At 59.2% G+C, this 16,265-nt stretch carries 14 protein-coding genes; 8 read left to right on the top strand and 6 right to left on the bottom strand.

Annotation, left to right across the window (positions count from 1 at the left end):
- The first annotated feature begins 1 nt into the window (after position 1).
- The 3 genes from DL88_RS00250 (at position 2) to cobT (ending at position 3,979) form a co-directional block, all read left to right on the top strand.
- Complete coding sequence (locus tag DL88_RS00250; protein ID WP_034991090.1) at positions 2–604, top strand: J domain-containing protein; 603 nt, start codon at positions 2–4, stop codon at positions 602–604.
- Positions 605–876: 272 nt separating this feature from the next.
- A complete protein-coding gene (gene cobS, locus DL88_RS00255) occupies positions 877–1,881 on the top strand; it encodes a cobaltochelatase subunit CobS (protein ID WP_034990597.1) in 1,005 nt (334 codons plus the stop codon).
- Between the two features lie 178 nt (positions 1,882–2,059).
- Complete coding sequence (gene cobT / locus DL88_RS00260) at positions 2,060–3,979, top strand: cobaltochelatase subunit CobT (protein ID WP_034990599.1); 1,920 nt, start codon at positions 2,060–2,062, stop codon at positions 3,977–3,979.
- 289 nt (positions 3,980–4,268) lie between these two features.
- On the opposite strand, the gene rpmB is transcribed toward cobT, so the two are convergent.
- The 3 genes from rpmB to DL88_RS00275 form a co-directional block, all read right to left on the bottom strand.
- The gene (gene rpmB / locus DL88_RS00265; protein ID WP_034990601.1) at positions 4,269–4,568 is read right to left on the bottom strand and encodes a 50S ribosomal protein L28; all 300 of its coding nucleotides are present in this window, start codon (positions 4,566–4,568) and stop codon (positions 4,269–4,271) included.
- 407 nt (positions 4,569–4,975) lie between these two features.
- Entirely contained in the window at positions 4,976–5,731 is a 756-nt protein-coding gene (locus tag DL88_RS00270) for a PRC-barrel domain-containing protein (RefSeq protein ID WP_034990603.1), read from the bottom strand.
- 467 nt (positions 5,732–6,198) lie between these two features.
- Entirely contained in the window at positions 6,199–7,185 is a 987-nt protein-coding gene (locus DL88_RS00275; RefSeq protein ID WP_034990605.1) for a magnesium transporter CorA family protein, read from the bottom strand.
- Between the two features lie 283 nt (positions 7,186–7,468).
- On the opposite strand from DL88_RS00275, the gene DL88_RS00280 reads away from it, so the two are divergent.
- Positions 7,469–7,969 (top strand): GNAT family N-acetyltransferase, encoded by a 501-nt coding sequence (locus DL88_RS00280; protein WP_034991092.1) that lies wholly within the window; start codon positions 7,469–7,471, stop codon positions 7,967–7,969.
- 28 nt (positions 7,970–7,997) lie between these two features.
- On the opposite strand, the gene mutM is transcribed toward DL88_RS00280, so the two are convergent.
- The gene (gene mutM / locus DL88_RS00285; RefSeq protein ID WP_034990607.1) at positions 7,998–8,885 is read right to left on the bottom strand and encodes a bifunctional DNA-formamidopyrimidine glycosylase/DNA-(apurinic or apyrimidinic site) lyase; all 888 of its coding nucleotides are present in this window, start codon (positions 8,883–8,885) and stop codon (positions 7,998–8,000) included.
- Positions 8,886–9,141: 256 nt separating this feature from the next.
- Here mutM and DL88_RS00290 point away from each other — a divergent pair, with 256 nt between their 5' ends.
- From DL88_RS00290 to DL88_RS00300, 3 genes are all read left to right on the top strand, one after another.
- Positions 9,142–10,353, top strand: coding sequence for a glycosyltransferase (locus DL88_RS00290; RefSeq protein WP_169741512.1), 1,212 nt, complete (start codon positions 9,142–9,144; stop codon positions 10,351–10,353).
- 127 nt (positions 10,354–10,480) lie between these two features.
- Positions 10,481–11,473, top strand: coding sequence for a penicillin-insensitive murein endopeptidase (mepA, locus tag DL88_RS00295; RefSeq protein ID WP_051955411.1), 993 nt, complete (start codon positions 10,481–10,483; stop codon positions 11,471–11,473).
- Between the two features lie 99 nt (positions 11,474–11,572).
- Positions 11,573–12,211 (top strand): sterol desaturase family protein, encoded by a 639-nt coding sequence (locus tag DL88_RS00300; protein WP_034991101.1) that lies wholly within the window; start codon positions 11,573–11,575, stop codon positions 12,209–12,211.
- Positions 12,212–12,328: 117 nt separating this feature from the next.
- Here the strand turns inward: DL88_RS00300 and DL88_RS00305 are convergent, their stop codons facing one another.
- Positions 12,329–13,312, bottom strand: coding sequence for a class I SAM-dependent methyltransferase (locus DL88_RS00305; protein ID WP_084704694.1), 984 nt, complete (start codon positions 13,310–13,312; stop codon positions 12,329–12,331).
- 432 nt (positions 13,313–13,744) lie between these two features.
- Positions 13,745–14,680, bottom strand: a complete 936-nt coding sequence (locus DL88_RS00310) for a class I SAM-dependent methyltransferase (RefSeq protein ID WP_034990610.1) — start codon at positions 14,678–14,680, stop codon at positions 13,745–13,747.
- Between the two features lie 309 nt (positions 14,681–14,989).
- On the opposite strand from DL88_RS00310, the gene DL88_RS00320 reads away from it, so the two are divergent.
- Positions 14,990–16,258 carry a glycosyltransferase family 2 protein gene (locus DL88_RS00320; RefSeq protein ID WP_245270561.1) on the top strand — a complete coding sequence of 423 codons (1,269 nt, stop codon included), beginning with the start codon at positions 14,990–14,992 and terminating at the stop codon, positions 16,256–16,258.
- Positions 16,259–16,265: the final 7 nt, after the last annotated feature.

Genomic DNA, 16,265 nt, shown 5'->3' on the forward strand with positions numbered 1-16,265 from the left:
CATGAATCTGAATTCGCGTCTATTCGATCGTATCCGGGTCAAACCCGACCGGAAGCCAGCCCCCCGGACTGACCAAGTGCGTTGCGATCATCCCGGTTGTCAGGCCATTGGCGAATTTCGTGCCCCGCAAGGACGTCTGCGGGAAGGCCAATATTTCAACTTCTGCCTTGACCACGTCCGGGAATACAACGCATCCTATAATTATTTCAATGGGATGAGCGCAGAAGACGTCGCCGTCTATCAGCGCGACGATGCCATCGGCCACCGGCCGACCTGGGCCATGGGCGTCAATCGTTCGAGCAAGAGCTTTCGCGAGGATGGCGATGATCCGCAGCAGGCGCAGGATCCGCTCGGCGTCTTGCGCAACGGCGGAGCAAGAGCCCGCCGGGCCGAGTCACGGCCGCGCCACGGCGTCGCCGTGCTGAAAGCACTCGACCAACTGGGACTAGACGAAATGGCCGATGCCGCCGCCGTGAAGACCCGCTATAAGGATCTGGTCAAGCGTTTGCATCCAGATGCCAATGGAGGCGACCGGTCGAGCGAGGATCGTCTGCGGGAAATCATCCGTGCCTACAATTATCTGCGCTCGGTCAAGTTCGTCTGAAAGGCCAAACCGCCTTCACAAGGCGTGTTTTGCTCATGCAACGGTTCCCACCCGTTCGTGCCCGATCAGAGGCACCGGAGGCAATGCTCCGGTTACGGGCGCGATTCTCGATGTGGAACTGGTTGGATAGGACGGGATGGAAGAACAAAGCGCGGACGGAATTTCGAAGGGAGCCCACGCCCCGGCCTGCCGGATCGTCACGGCCTCACTATTTAATGCGAACAAACTCTTCTGAGTTTGCTAAGAACCGGGCCAATGGGCACGGAGGATCTATGCCAAGCACAGTCACTCACGAAGTCGCAGCGCCCTCGCACGGGCTTCCGGACTTGAAGATTTCGGTTCGCCAGGTGTTCGGCATCGACACCGATATGGAGGTTCCGGCCTATTCCGCTGCCGATACCCATGTGCCCGATCTCGATCCGGACTATCTGTTCGATCGCGATACGACGCTCGCCATTCTCGCCGGCTTCACCCGCAATCGCCGGGTCATGGTCACCGGCTACCACGGCACCGGCAAATCGACCCATATCGAACAGGTGGCGGCGCGCCTCAATTGGCCCTGCGTGCGCATCAATCTCGACAGCCATGTTTCACGTGTCGATCTCGTCGGCAAGGACGCCATCGTCCTGCGGGACGGTAAGCAGGTCACCGAATTCAGGGACGGAATTCTGCCCTGGGCGCTGCAGAACAACGTCGCCCTCTGCTTCGATGAATATGATGCCGGACGCCCGGATGTCATGTTCGTCATCCAGCGCGTGCTGGAAGTCTCCGGCCATCTCACTCTGCTCGACCAAAGCCGCGTCATCCGCCCTCACCCGGCGTTCCGCCTGTTCGCCACGACGAATACGATCGGCCTCGGGGATACGTCGGGCCTCTATCACGGCACCCAGCAGATCAACCAGGGCCAGATGGACCGCTGGTCCATCGTCACCACGCTGAACTATCTGCCGCATGACCGGGAAGTCGATATCGTCATCGCCAAGGTCAAGCATTTCCAGGACAAGAAGGACGGCCGCGACACGATCAGCAAGATGGTGCGTGTCGCCGATCTGACCCGCAATGCCTTCATAGCGGGCGATCTCTCGACCGTCATGAGCCCGCGCACGGTCATCACCTGGGCAGAAAATGCCGAAATCTTCGGCGATGTCGGCTTTGCCTTCCGGCTGACCTTCCTCAACAAATGCGACGAACTGGAACGCACGCTCGTCGCTGAATTCTATCAGCGCTGCTTCGGCAAGGATTTGCCCGAGAGCGCCGTCAATGTCGTGATGAGCTGATCCGCAGGCCGGAGCGGAACGGCTTTCCGCTCCGCTTCCTCGGAAACGCTCCACTGAAAAATTAGAGCATTTTCAAAGAAATGGAATTGCGCAGCGATTCAATGTTAGCGAAAAATGCTCCAGGCCGGGCAAGCCGCTTTCGCGGTGGACCGTCTCCCCACAATGGTCAGGAGGCTCGATGAGCTCGAACCAGAAGCCCCCCACCAAGATCGAAAGCCCACAGGAGCCTTTCAAGCGCGCGGTCGCCAGCTGTATGCGCGCGCTTTCGGGAGTGCCTCAGCTCGAAGTCACCTATGCGGCGGAAAAGCCGAGCCTGATGCAGACCGGAGGCGTGGCACGCGCGCGGCTCACCGATCTGTCGCGCAAATTCGACAAAAAGGACATTTCGATCCTGCGCGGCCAGGCAGATTCCATGGCACTGCGCCTCGCCTGCCACGACAGTGAACTGCATCGCAAGATGCAACCGAATACGGTCACCGCCCGCGCCATTTTCGATGCCGTCGAACAGACCCGCGTGGAAGCCATCGGCTCGCGTCGCATGGCGGGCGTCGCCGCCAATCTCGACGCCATGCTGACGGAGCATTTCCAGCGTGGCCGCTATGCCGATATCACCGACCAGGACGATGCGCCGATCGAGGAAGCGATTGCGCTGATGGTGCGCGAACGTCTGACCGGCCTGAAACCGCCACCGCAGGCGCAAAATCTTGTCGACCTATGGCGGCCTCTGGTGGAAGACAGAGCCGGCGCCGATCTCGACAAGCTCGCCGCCTCGATGGAAGACCAGCGCGCCTTTGCGCAGTCGATCCACAAGCTGTTGAACTCCCTCGACATGAAGGACAACGGTCAGTCGCCCGAGGAAAACGAGGAAGAACAATCGGACGACCAGGAACAGCAAAACAACCAGGATAATCAGAACCAGGAAGGCACCGACGAGACGATGGGCGACGTCGGCCAGGTCCAGCAGGCTGAAATGCAGCCACAGACCATGGACGAAGGCGAATTCGACGAATCGGAAGCCGAAACCGGGGATTTCGAGCAGGACAGCGATTATTCCGATGCCGAGGAAGCTGGTGAGCCGCGCCGCCTCCCCCCGTCCCAGAAATCCGAACAGAAAGCTTTTGAATACAAGGTCTTCACGCGGCGTTTCGACGAGACCATCGCCGCCGAGGATCTCTGTGACGCCGACGAGCTGGAACGGCTACGCGCCTATCTCGACAAGCAATTGCAGAATTTGTCCTCGGTCGTGGCGCGGCTCGCCAACCGCCTGCAGCGCCGGCTGATGGCGCAGCAGAGCCGTTCCTGGGAATTCGATCTCGAGGAAGGCATGCTCGATCCCGCACGCCTGCCGCGCGTCATTATCGATCCGCAGCAGCCGCTTTCCTTCAAACAGGAAAAAGACACCGACTTCCGTGACACCGTCGTCACGCTGCTGCTCGATAATTCGGGTTCGATGCGCGGCCGACCGATCACCGTCGCCGCCACCTGCGCCGATATTCTTGCCCGCACGCTGGAACGCTGCGGCGTCAAGGTCGAGATTCTGGGATTCACCACCCGCGCCTGGAAAGGCGGCCAGTCGCGCGAAGCCTGGCTCCATGCCGGCAAGCCGCCAATGCCCGGCCGTCTTAATGATCTGCGCCACATCATCTATAAATCGGCCGATGCGCCCTGGCGGCGTGCCCGCAAGAATCTCGGCCTGATGATGCGTGAAGGCCTCCTCAAGGAGAATATCGACGGCGAGGCGCTCGATTGGGCGCATAAGCGCCTTTTGGCGCGGCCGGAACAGCGCAAGATTTTGATGATGATTTCCGACGGCGCGCCGGTCGACGATTCGACACTCTCCGTCAATCCCGGCAATTTCCTTGAAAAGCACCTGCGTCATATCATCGAGGAAATAGAAACGCGTTCCCCGGTCGAGCTGATCGCTATCGGCATCGGCCATGACGTGACGCGCTATTATCGCCGGGCGGTCACGATCGTCGATGCGGAGGAACTCGGTGGCGCGATGACCGAGAAACTTGCCGAATTGTTCAGCGAAAAGCCCGAACCGAAGAAATTGACGGCGACACGCGGAAAGCAATTCGCCTCGACCCTGCATTGAGGCGGGGGGGGGGCGATAAGCCCCCCCCCCGGCTTTTGCCGCAGATCACCCCATTTCGCTCTTGCATGCGTCTGCTTCGCCCCCGCGCTTTTGCGCGTATTTTCACATTGGGCGTCGCCTTACTCTCGGCCTGGGGTTCTTGGCTCTCTCGGGCCCAGCCCTTGAAGGGCATTCCCCTATCCGCCGGCGCATACCCCCCATTGCGGATTTTATCCATACAAACACAAGAAACCCGGAACGGCATCCCGCTCCGGGTCTGGAATAAAGCTCGCTTTTGGAACGAAGCCGTTCAACCAGCGACGGCGGCGGTGGCCTGCTTCTTGACGATCTCACGCTTGATCGAAAGCGCATTGGTCGACAGCTGCGCATCACCGGCCTTCAAAAGGAAGGCGTCGAGACCGCCACGATGTTCGACGGACCGCAGGGTCGCGGCCGCGACGCGGAAACGAATGCCACGCTGCAATGTATCCGAAATCAGCGTCACATTGCAAAGGTTGGGCAGAAACCGCGTCCGCGTCTTGCGGTTCGAATGGCTGACCAGATTGCCGGTCTGCACGGCCTTCCCGGTCAATTCGCAACGGCGGGACATGGACCTATTCCTTAAATGATAGGAGAAACGAAAATCTTGGGAGGAGCGTCAGCAATCCCTTACGGGACCATCAGAAACACCCGCCTCCTGGAACCTCGGTTCATAGGCGGTCAAGGCTTGCACGTCAAGTCCTGGCTCATGTCCCGCAACCGCAACCAACGGGTTTCATGATCGCGACCGATCCCATTTCCCAATATCGCCAGCCAAAATATTTGCCGCGCCCGCAATGCGGGCGCGGCTGCATGATCCTCCACCCCGCAGCGCGGGGGCGAAGCCTCAAGGAGGCACTCTCATTGAGGCCTGGCATACCACTGTTCCGAAGGAATAAGGTTACACACTCTTATAAACCATTGAAGTAAAATGATTTATAAGAACGGAACACGGAATTCCTGCAGAATTCGGGTCTATTACATGCGTTCCGTGATGGCCGCTTTCTTGTCGAAGGATGGTGCCGCCTTCAGCTGATCCTTGCTACGGTCGAGCATAAACCGCTCCTTGCCCTCATGCATGGCAACCTTGAGGTCTGTGAAAGGTACCGCCACTTCTTTCTCGCCAATTCCCAAAAAGCCGCCGACACCAATGACGGCGGTGGAAATATTGCCGGCGCTGTTCATGATGAGATCTTCGACCGCACCGATCTTGTTATTGGCCGTATCATAGATGTCGGCACCATAGATTTCCGAAGCCATCCATTGGCCCGTTCCAAGGGAGGATGGCGCGGCCGCCACAGAGCGCCCGGTCTTGAGCGTCGTCATCAGCGCGGCCTGCCGGTCGAAGGAAGGCGACGCCTTCAACTGATTCTTGCTGCGATCGAGCACGAGCCAATTCTTGCCTTCGCGCGAAGAAACCTTCAATTCCTTGAAGGGGACTGAGACATCCTTCTCGCCCATGCCGAGGAAACCACCAACACCGATGACCGCAGTCGTGACATTGCCGGATCCATCCAGAATGAGATCCTCGATCGTTCCGATCTTGTTTTCCGCCGTGTCATAGACAGCGCCCTTATAAACGTCGGAAGCAAGCCAGCGATTGACTGCGGCGGAAGGCATGGCCGTGGTCGCCGCACGCTCCTTCATCGGATGCGTCATCGTCGGCTCTTCCGCGAAGAGGGCTCCACTCGTCAAGGCGAGGATCGACGCTGCATAGGCAAGTTTCTTCATCATGAAATCCCTCCATTGTCTGTCAAGCACAGGATGCGCGCATGCACATCAGACCGGCGATTGAACGCAGCAGGGACCGTGCGATTGAAATCGCTAGAGCATTGTCGTATTAAACAGAAACACAGCGATTGATGAGCATGGGAAACACTCTCGTTCCCGAATGAACCGCCCGACGACATCCGCACTGGCTCTAAAAGCGTTCTCCCGCGAGACCGTCCCGCCATCGTGATTGGGCGACGCGCGTACGGAACCGGATCATCCTGTATCCGTCGCATACGTTGCGATGACGCGATCGCAAATCAGGACCGCACCCGTTCACCCATTCTGCGAAGGGAATGTCGCTTTGCTGCTTTAGTTCCGGATTTTCAAATTTCGTTGCGGCTTCAGCTTGCTCGAAAAGAGAGCGTCACCGTCTTCAGATCACCCAACTCGCGATCATGAAAGACGTCGTCTCCGCCAGCCCTTGGGTGCTACCACCAGCCTTTATACTTGAACCAAACTAATGGCAGAATCGTCGAGATCACGATCAGCGCGAGACCGTATTCATAGCCAAAGGCCCAGTCGAGTTCCGGCATTTGCTTGAAATTCATGCCGTATATGCTTGCGACGAGGGTTGGCGGAATACCGACGACGGAAACGACGGTGAGAATGCGGAAAATATCGTTCTGATCGACATTGGTGAGCCCGAGCGTCGCATCGAGCAGAAACTGAATCTTGTCAACGAGACGGGCTTGATAATCATTCAGCGAACTGATGTCACGGTTGAGATTTTTCAGCCGGTTGCGTTCATCGGCGGCAAGATAGGTCGAAGCACTGCTGACCACATAGGGGATGATACGGCCGATACCGAGCAATTCCTCGCTGCTCTTCGAAGTCAGATTGCCAATCCGGCCGATCCGCCGCAAAACCTCCCGCAAATCCTCTCCATTCTTGCGCCGCGCCTGGTCCTTCGCCGCAATGGAAAAACCGAAAATATCCTCGGAAAGCGTATCGAGATCGGCGGTGACGCGCTCGAGAATATCGGCGATATGATCGACCATAACTTCGAGAATGGCGATCAGCGCCTTCGGGCCGCCCGATCCCTCGGCATCCTTGCGGGCAATATGGACTTCAATACTGTCGAAAGCCTTCAGCCGATGATAACGCAAGGTCAGAAGCAGCGATTTCGACAGGATGAACCCAAGCGGCGCGGTGATCGGCACATCTTCATTCGAACGGAAGATCGCCGGCATGCTCAGATAGAGGTAACTGCCGACACTGGAAAGGCGGCTGGTGCTTTCGATTTCCGACAGATCGGCATAGGTTGGGATGGTGGTGGCAAGTGCCTTTTCGAGAAACTGGGTTTCGCGCAGATCGGGATTGAGAGCATCGATCCAATTGACTTCCGTTGGCAGGATTCCGCTGGAAAGATCGACGGGGACAGTGGTTTTGGTAACGGATGAATGAAAGGTCAGCATGATTTCGCGAGGCGGGAAGGAGAAACAAGCTGCGGAACGGATCCGGAAATCATCCGCACGATATTCCCATAAGATAAAGAAACGCTATGCCGTCCTGCGCCCAGAGCATTTTCCGATAACGTTGATCGCTTCGCGATTCCATTTCCGTGAAAATGCTCTCTTTTTTTGAATGGAGCGTTTCTGGATATACCCGAAACGCTCTATGCAAAACTACGATCCAGATGCAGATCCCGACGCAAGCGCCCAATCTCCAGGCCGCAGGGCTTCCTCTTCAGGCCATCTCATGACCACCGATCTCTCTCTCGTCCTCATGCCGCAAACGCCAGCCGATCAGGCGGCCATCGACAAACTCGACGAACGCACCTTCGGGCCCGGTCGCTTCGCTCGTTCCGCCTACCGGCTGCGGGAGGGGCGTGAGCCGGATTTCACGCTGTCTTTCGTCGCGCGGGTCGGCACCCTGCTCGTCGGCGCCAATCGCATGACACGCATCGCTTGCGGACCGATAGAGGCCCTATTGCTTGGCCCCCTGACCGTCGAACCAGCCTTCCGGTCCGGTGGCATCGGTGAGGCCCTGGTGCTGAAATCTCTGGAAGCCGCCAAGGAAGCTGGACACGAACTGGTTCTGCTCGTTGGTGATGAGCCCTATTACACTCGCATGGGCTTTCGCAAAGTGCCCATGGGCCATCTGACCTTCATCGGTCCGGTGGATCCCGACCGTCTGCTCTATTGTGAATTGCGGGAAGGCGCGCTCGAACGGGCGCGCGGACGCGTCGGCAGACTTTAAAACCTTAGCCAAACCGGACACACTGAACTCACTTCTGGCAGGCGGGGCAATAGAAGGTGGAGCGGCCATTCTGCACGATGCGGCGGATGGTGCCGCCGCACCCTTGCGTCCGGCAGGGCTCGCCTTCCTGATCATAAACGCGGAAATTGTGCTGGAAATAGCCGAGCGCCCCATCGGCCTGCCGATGATCGCGCAAGGAAGAACCGCCCGCCTCGATTGCCTCCTCCAGAACCTCGCGAATGGTTTGAGCCAGACGATGGATGCGCTCCAGCGGCCGGCCGTTCTTGCCCACGAGCGTACCGGCCGCCCGGCGCGGCGAAAGGCCCGCGCGATGCAGAGCCTCGCAGACGTAAATATTGCCAAGCCCGGCAATCAAGGTCTGATCGAGCAGAGCGGTTTTCAGCGGGGTCGTTTTGCCGGCGAAGAGGCTCGCCAGCAAGGTGCCGTCAAGCTCATTTCCAAGCGGTTCGATGCCGACATTGCGGAACAGGGGATGCGCCGCAAGCTCGGAGCGCGCGATGAGCAGCATGAAGCCGAACCGGCGTGGATCATTATAGGTGATACGCGCGCCATTCGAAAAATCGAACACGACATGGTCATGCGCCGCGAGCTTGGGTTTCGGCGCATTGACGAGCGGTGGCGTGTTCCAGCCCGCCGCATCTGCGGCTTCGACGCGGAACGAGCCGGACATGCCGAGATGCATCACGAGAACCATGCCGTCGTCGAGATCGGCGAGCAGATATTTCGCGCGGCGGCTCAAGGAATCGATGCGGCGGTTAGCGAGGCGCGAGGCAAAATTCTCCGGGAAGGGAAAGCGCAGATCCGGCCGCCGCTGCTCGATATTCGTGAAGGTCGCCCCGACCATCGCCGGGGCAAGACCCCGACGGACGGTTTCGACTTCGGGCAATTCAGGCATGTTACAACCTTGTAACCAATCGTCACCGCAGCGCTGCTCTTTGTGCCTGCGTAATCTGATAAATAGAGAAGAAGCTTCGCCGCCGCCAAGATTTATGCGCATCTCACCCGCCTGAATGCCGGAAAAGCAAGCCGCGAAAGGCGGAGTGGATTAAAGCGAGGTGTCATCAAGCCCCTGGTTAAGAGCGAGCGGCGCCGCGAGCACCTGACTTTCCGAACTTGACGAACTTACCGAACCTGCGGAGATCGAAACAGACGTGTGGGAATTGCTTGGTTTTCTCGCAGCCCTTTGGTGGGCTTTGTCCTTCGTCGTTCTCCTCGCCAATCTCTGGGGCGCTTTGGCGCAGCCCGCGATCCAGAGACGCCGCCTGCCCGCTTCGCCGCTAACGCCACTGCCACCTGTCTCCATAATCGCACCGGTCAAACTGCGCGATCCGGGCTTCGTCCGCGCGTTCAACTCGCTCTTCACACTCGATTATCCCGATTATGAGATTCTCGTCGGATCGGCGGAGGCGCAATCGACGGCGCTGGAAACGGCGCAGGGCATAGCCGCCGCCTATCCCGACCGGCCCTGCCGCCTCATCCACTCGGACGGGACACAGGCCGTGAGCCCGAAAATGAACGTGCTCTGGCGCCCGTTGCAAGAGGCGCGGCATGATTACGTGCTGACCAAGGATTCCAACATCACCTTCTCTCCCAAAACCCTGCGGGTGGTTTTGCGTTCGATGGCTCCGGATATCGGTCTCGTCGTCATGGTTCCAGTCGCGGTGCGCGCGAAAGGGCTTGCCGGGGAAATCGAGGCCTTTCTCATCAATGGCCATGCGCGCCTCTTGTTGACCGCCTCGGCGCTTGGCCAGGGGTTCGGCGTCGGCAAGGTCATGCTGTTCCGGCGCTCCGATCTTGCCCGTATCGGCGGTCTTGAAGCCCTGAGCCATAGTCTTGCGGAGGATAGCGCGCTTTCCAAAACCCTCGCGGCCCACGGCCTCAGGACAGTTTTCGCACCGATCACTGTCGAGCAGGAAACCGGGGCGCGGACGTTTCGCGACATCTACCAACGCCAATGCCGCTGGGCAGTCATCCGCCGCAAGGAGGAACCTCGCTCCTTTCCCCTCGAACCGCTAAGCAGCCCCTTGCCCGCCGCCCTTGCCAGCCTCCTGGCGGCGCCTCTCCTTGGCATTCCGGCATGGATGGGATTTGCCGGAACGCTTCTCCTCTGGTTCCTTCTGGAAACCGGCTGCGCCATCCTCAAGGGCTGGGAAGTCTCGGCGCTCACGCCTTTTGCCTTTCTCGGCCGGGAAATTCTGGCGCTCGCGGCATGGCTCAGGGCGTTTACCACTCATCAAGTGGTTTGGGCGCAAGGTCGTTTCGATGCCCGCCACGGCGCCCGGCATCCAACAGAAGCAGCCGAGCCGAGAGGAACGGCGGAAACCGCCACGCCGGGTGATACCCGGGGCATTCAAAGCATTTAGCACAGCTTCGTACAGCCTGAACAAGCTTGCACACCAAGGCGCCAAAGAAGCCGTTTCCCGGCAACGCTTGAGTCCGGCGCCCGATGCTGGATAATGGTTCAACTCTTTTTCGGCACGGATCGTTTGCATGGCGAAAACTCCCGCTCCGAATGAAGTCCGCGCGTTCCGGCGCCGGCTTTCCATCGCTCTCTTCATGCTGGCGCTTGCAAGCCCGGGCGTTTGCCAGGCCCAGGAAAAAGGATCGGTCGATCCGAAACCGCTGCCTCCGCTTGCGCATCCCGACGCGCCCACCGTGCCGGCCAAGGAATTGTTCGGACGCGCGCGGACCCCGGCGCCGCTCGCCGCCCGCACCATCGGCTTTTATTCGCGTGGCTGCCTTGCCGGAGGCCAGGCCCTGCCGGTCAATGGCCAGGCCTGGCAAGTCATGCGCCTCTCGCGCAACCGCAACTGGGGCCATCCGGCGCTCATCGCCTTTCTCGAAAACTTCGCCCGCCGCGTCCCCTATGTAAGTCACTGGCCAGGCATTCTCGTGGGCGATATGTCGCAACCACGCGGCGGCCCGATGATCACCGGCCACGCCTCGCATCAGATCGGTCTCGATGCCGATATCTGGCTGGTCCCGATGCCGTCTCACGAGCTGACCCGCACCGAGCGGGAAAATATGAGTTCGACCAGCGTCGTGCGCTCCGACCGGCTGGATATTGATCCTGCCGTCTGGACCCCGGACCATCTCGCCGTCATCAAGGAGGCCGCGCGGTCACCCGACGTGCAGCGGATCTTCGTCAATGCCGCGATCAAGAAGGCGATCTGCCGGCAGGCGACGGGCGACCGTTCATGGCTCACCAAGGTTCGCCCCTATTTCGGGCATGATTATCATTTCCATGTACGTCTCGCCTGCCCGGCGGGCGAGGCAGCCTGCCGCGATCAGGATCCGGTTCCCTCGGGAGACGGGTGCGACGCTTCGCTCGCCTGGTGGTTCTCCGACGGCGTGCTACATCCACGCCCGAAGCCGACGAAACCGAAGCCGCCAGTCACTTTGGCGCAGCTTCCGACAGAATGCCGGATGGTTCTCCATACACAACAGGCCGCCGGCGCTGCCGAGCCCGTCCAGGCTCAATGAAGAGCGAAAGATGAAAAGCGAAATATGCCGTGATTTGCTTCGCGGGAGGTGGATAAGCTAGTAGATCACCATCTCGCTTTTTCGAAAAAGGGCGCCTGCATGCAAAAGACCGCCGAGAGCCTGGCGAATGACTCGGACCACCTCAGCGCCTCGCCCCGCCTGTTCGAGAATCCGCTTCTCGACAAACTCTCGCGCGTCCATTGGTCGGTGCCGCTGTTCGTCTATATTCCGGTCATCCTGGCCCTGGCCGTGGTGAGCCTGCAACAGGTCTCGCCCCTTGCTGCGCTTGGCGGCTTTCTCATCGGCTATGTCATCTGGATCTTCACGGAATATTTCGGCCACCGCTTTCCGTTTCATTGGCAATATCCGGGCACTTTCGGCAAGCGGATCCATTTTCTGATTCACGGTGTCCATCATGTGCATCCGAGCGATCCGCTGCGGCTCGTGATGCCGGTTCTCCTCAGCGTGCCGATCATGCTGATCGCCCATGGCATTTTGAAGCAGATCTTTCCCGCCGTTTACGTCTATCCCGTGCTCACTGGCTTCATTACCGGCTATCTCATCTACGACGAGACGCATTATTATCTGCATCACGCGGATCCGAAGACAAAGCTCGGCATCTTCATGCGGCGGTTCCACATGCTGCACCATTTCCGTGATCCGACGCGCGGTTTCGGTGTCAGCGTCCCCTTCATGGATTATATTTTCGGGACCCAGCACATCCGGCCCAAGGAGTGACGGGCCCGGCGAAGACCAAGGGGAAGTAAAAGGCGCTTTTCGAAACAAACCGCCTCGCTTCCCTGCATCACTTGCCCCCAAACGCCGTTCACCCGCCCAGCCTTGTAGCCGGCCTTCTCAGATGGGCTTGCGGGCGATCAGCAAAAGACCAGCGCCTTTTTCATGGGATGGCGGCTTGCGGAATTTGTTGAGCACATATCCCCCTATGAGGGAGGCGAGCATGGCAATATGCCAGCGCCAATCGGGGAGGAAATGTTCCTTGTGGGCCTTGATCCAGGTGCATTTCTCCGCCCAATAGATTGGCGCATCGGGCTGGCTCCAGGGCATTTCCTCAATGATTTCAACCACGAGCCCTTCGCCCTCGGCCAAAGCTGTCAGCGCCCTATCCGTCCACCAGGTGAGGTGATGCGGGGGCGCATTGAGGACGAAATTGGGAATTTTCGTCATTGCCGACGGTACGTGTGGCACGCCGATAATGACGAGGCCGCCGGGCTGTGCCGCCTCGCTCAACAGGTGGAAGAAGCCCCTCGGGTCAATGAGATGTTCCAGCACCTGAAACGCGCAGACGGCGTCATAGCCTCCTGAACGGGTCAGATGGCCGGCAAGGGTCTCCTTGCGCAGATCGACGCCCGGGATATCGATGCCGAGATTGGGATCAAGACCCGTATAATGCGCATGCGGTAGGCAATGACGGAAGCTCGCGAGCCCACAGCCGACGTCGAGGACATGCGCGCCCTTGGGAATGCGCTGGCCGGCAACGGCAAATTCCGCGCGTTCGTCATCGAAACCGAAGAGCGAAAGCGAGCGAAGCCGGTCCTGAAAGACGCGATAGAAGGTCTCGTCTCCCTCACAGGGAGGATCAAAGAAGTAAAGCCCTGTGGGAGATTCCCAAAGGCCGAATTGTTTAATCCGGCCGAAGCTCGATCCAGCATCGGTCTTGTAGATGAGCCGCCAGAGATCTGCCAGGAGGCGGGCCGGCACCCATTGGACGAGCCGTCGTGCCGGTTGTCCGGTGACAGGGCAAAGGGGAGGCCTCGTGAGCAGATCCGCACCGGGAACTGAAGCAAGACTCTGTATCGATTCCCTTGGATAGAAAAACATTTGAAAACCGGCCGTCTATCAATGACCAAATGAAACATTCGACCCTGTCGATTGAATCATCGGTGTTCGGGATGGATAGAAGGTCGGCGGCTGGATACCTCCATGCCCCCTTGCCGGGACGGATCTTTGGCAAGACCCACTCCGCATAAACCCTTTCCCGGAGGCCTCCATAATGGATCCCCACACAAGTCGGGCCTCATCTTCCCGATCCGATAGATCCCCTTTGGGCAAATGTCCGCTTTTCATAAAATTAGCGTCTTTATAGACGGTTAAAGCGTCGCACCGGATCAAGGACGTGAGAGGCTTGGCGCGTTTCGGATGGACCCGGAAACGCGCCAATCGAAAAGAAGAGCATTTTCAAAATCATAAAGCTGCGAAGCGATTCACAGTCACCGGAAAATGCTCTCGAAAATGCTCTCATGGCGTTTCGCTTCAGGGGGTTTCCTCCCCGCGCTTGCGGGCGACCAGCAGCAAACCGCCGCCTTTTTGCGATGCGGACGGCTTTAAAAAAAGATTCATGAGATAGCCGCCGACCAAACCGCCGAAAGCCGCCAGATGCCAGCTCCAATGGCCGCGGAAATGCTGGTCGCGCGCCTTAATGATGGAGCTTTTCTCAATCCAGTAGATCGGCCTGTCGGGCTTGCTCCAGGGCATTTCCTCAATGCTCTCGACATCGAGCCCTTCCCTTTCGGCCAGCGCCGAAAGCGCCCCGGCAGTCCACCAGGTCAAATGATGCGGCGGGGCATTGAGCACGAAATTGGGAATTTTCGTCATGGCCGAAGGCACATGCGGCACGCCAATGATGATGAGGCCACCGGGCTTTGCCGCCGCGACCATTTCTTTGACGAAGCGCCGGGGCTCTTCAAGATGTTCGACCACCTGAAAGGCGCAGACGGCATCATAGGCACCGGGGTTTGCAGCGGCGTGTTCGCTGATATTTCCCTTACGTAGATCGACGCCTGGAATCTCGACGCTGAGATTGGGGTCGAGCCCCGTATAATGGGCGTGTGGCACGCAATGGCGAAAACTCGCCAGCCCGCAGCCGATATCGAGCACACGAGCGCCCTCGGGGATGCGCCGACCGGCAATGGCGAATTCGGCGCGTTCATCATCGAGGCCGAAGAGCGACAGTGCCCGCAGCCGTGTATAAAAATCTCTATAGAAACCGGCATCCCCCTCCCGCAGGGGATCGAAGAAATAGAGGCCGCAAGGCGATTCCCATAAGCCAAACCGTTCGATGCCGGCAAAGCTCGGCCCCACATCCGTCCGGAAGGTAATGCGCCAGAGATCAGTGAGCAGACGGACGCTGACCCACTGAACCAGGCGGCGCGCGGGCTCCCCTGTGATGGGGCAAACCGGATTGTCCATGAAAATCCTTCGAACCTCGCGAAATTTCAGCCGCTAAAGCGGGATCGCGAAGGAATGGAGAAAGGGAAGCTCGCTTGTAGACTTATTCACCTGGCGGCGAAAGACTTATCCCAGGCCCGCCGATCACGGCTTGTCATGAAAGCCGCCATCCACAACCCCATAGAGGGAACGAAGGCCAAGACTGTGAAAGAAAGTTCCACAGCTCTCGCTGAAAGTGGAAGCCTGAAAGCGCGCGAGGGTTTACCCGGCAATTGACGTCAAGTAAGGACGTGGCTAGAGCCGGTCCCCGGACCGGGAGCACCGTTACCCTTGCGACGAGGCTTCATCATCACTCCGCTTCTCACGACCCTCTTTCCGATCCTGGCGGTGTTTTGGGGGATCATCATCGCGGTCAGCACGATTTCAGCCTGGCGCTACGGCTGGGGCCTGCCGCGCGCGGAAATCCCCGGCCGCAAGCCCCGCGTCGTTATTATCGTGCCCGTCAAGGGCGCGGCCTCGATGACGCGCGTCTTCTTCAGCAAGCTGCTCGGTCAGGCCTATGACGATTTCCGCGTGATCGCGGCGGTCGAATCCGTCGAGGATCCCGCCTATGCGCTGATCCACGACCTCATAAGGCCCACCGCCGCGGATCTGAGGTTGGATGAGCTCAAGGGCTCGGTGACACATCATCCGCCAAAGATCACGACTGTGGTCGCTGGCATGACCAAAATCGGCGGCCAGAAAGTCGCAAATCTCATCGCCGCGCTCGATCATATCGAGCCGCAGGACGAAATCGTCGTTTTTACCGATGCCGATACCTGGCCTGACCCGCACTGGCTCGAAAGGCTGGTCGCGGCCCTCATCAATGCGCGTTACGAGGCGGTGACCGGATATCGCTGGATGGTCCCAGTCAATTCCCATCTCGCCAGCGCCGTCGTCGCCGCGGCAAATACCTCCATCGTGACCTTGCCGCGCCTGCCCGACGTGACGAATCCCTGCTGGGGCGGCACCGTGGCGCTGCGCCGGGAGACTTTGGAGCGGCTGAATATCAGGCAATATTGGCAAGGCGCCGTCAGCGACGATCTGCAGATGACGAAAGCCTTCAAGGATCAGGGCATCAAGGTCTTTTCTCCGCGCCAAAGCCTGCTGCTTTCGCCAATCGCCTTCGATTGGCGCAGCGCTTTCGCCTTCGGCACACGCCAATATCGCATCGTCTTTACCCATGTGCCCTGGCTGTGGGCCTTCGCCGCCTTCTGCCTTGTGGTTCCGATCATCTCCGTGATATTCGCCGGGATTCTGGCCTTGCATGGTGATAGAGGCGCAATCATCATGCTCGCGGCCTCGCTGATCGCAGGAGAAATCCGCTTTCGTTGCCGCAGACGCATTGCAACGGCTCTATGGCAGGTCGATCATGGCGAAGACGAGCGGCTAGCAAGCTGGGTGGACCATCTCCTGCGGCCACTCTGGTGGTGCTTTCATGCCCTCTGCATCCTCGCCGCGCCCTGGTCACGGCGCATCAGTTGGGCCGGCATCGATTATCTGATCGCCGGACCGCAGGATGTCCGGGTGCTTCGCCGCGGATTTCCGCCAGCAACCTGATCGGCAG

This window comes from Beijerinckia mobilis, assembly GCF_000745425.1.
In the GTDB taxonomy this organism is placed as follows: domain Bacteria; phylum Pseudomonadota; class Alphaproteobacteria; order Rhizobiales; family Beijerinckiaceae; genus Beijerinckia; species Beijerinckia mobilis.